The following is a 952-nucleotide window of genomic DNA, read 5'->3' as shown; positions in this document are numbered from 1 at the left end:
TGGTCGACTACGGCGTCGTCGGCGACCTCTTCGCCGTCCTGCCGCAGCTCACCGCCGAGGTGAAGGCCCGCAAGGCCTGATCCGCCCCGCACCGACGCGGAGGGCGTGGCACCGGGTACCCGGTGCCACGCCCTCCGGCGTGCCCGGGCCCCTTCCGAGGCCCGGGTACGGCTGTTCCGGCTGCCCGACCGCTGGCTGCCCGGCTGCCGGCTATTCGGCGAAGGCCGCGAGGTGCTGGGTGAATCCGCCCTGGCTCGGCGGCAGCGGACGCGGCTCGCTGCACACCACCGGCTGCGGCTCCTCCACCGGCAGCAGCCGCAGCTCGGGGTTCTCGGCCGCACCGGGCGTCGGCAGCAGCCGGACCTTGGTGCCCACCGGCACGGTGCTGCGCAGCCCGTCGACGATGCACCAGACGTCGAAGCCCTCGGCCATCCGGATCAGCGACTTCTGCCGCGCCAGCGGCGTCCTGGCCTGCTCGACCTCGCAGCGCCGCACGACGCCGGTGCCCTCGCTGGGCTCCAGCCGCAGGTCGGTGGAGCCGCAGGTGGGGCAGAGCAGTCGCTGGAAGGTGGGGTTGCTGCACCACGCGCAGCGCTGGAAGTACAGCGTGGTGGTCTCGCGGTCGGCGTCGATGGCTGAGTGGACCACGGTGTCATCTCCTGCGCTCGGACGGCTTCGGCAGAAAGAGGATAGGGAACTCAGTGCCGCTATGTGAAGGCACTGAGTTCCCTTTTTGCTGCGCACGTGCATAATGAAGGGTACTGAGTACCGTCAGTGCCGTCCCGAACCAGGAGCGCCGATCATGAGCCAGGACTTCGATCTCTTCCGTATCTCCGAGGAGCACGAGATGCTCCGGGAGGCGGTGCGTGGGCTGGCCGAGGCGAAGATCGCTCCGTTCGCGGCGGAGGTGGACGAGCAGGGCCGGTTCCCGCAGGAGGCGCTGGAGGCGTTG

2 protein-coding genes are annotated in these 952 nt (G+C 70.4%); one reads left to right on the top strand and one right to left on the bottom strand.

Annotated features, from left to right (window positions below):
* Window positions 1-210 precede the first annotated feature (210 nt).
* The gene (locus PUR71_RS01410) at window positions 211-648 is read right to left on the bottom strand and encodes a hypothetical protein (RefSeq protein ID WP_329924431.1); all 438 of its coding nucleotides are present in this window, start codon (window positions 646-648) and stop codon (window positions 211-213) included.
* A 154-nt stretch (window positions 649-802) separates the two neighbouring features.
* On the opposite strand from PUR71_RS01410, the gene PUR71_RS01405 reads away from it, so the two are divergent.
* A partial coding sequence (locus PUR71_RS01405; protein WP_329924432.1) for an acyl-CoA dehydrogenase family protein occupies window positions 803-952 on the top strand: 150 nt, incomplete at its 3' end.

Source organism: Streptomyces sp. SP17BM10 (assembly GCF_036322405.1).
In the GTDB taxonomy this organism is placed as follows: domain Bacteria; phylum Actinomycetota; class Actinomycetes; order Streptomycetales; family Streptomycetaceae; genus Kitasatospora.
This window is presented reverse-complemented; position numbering and strand designations above follow the sequence as displayed.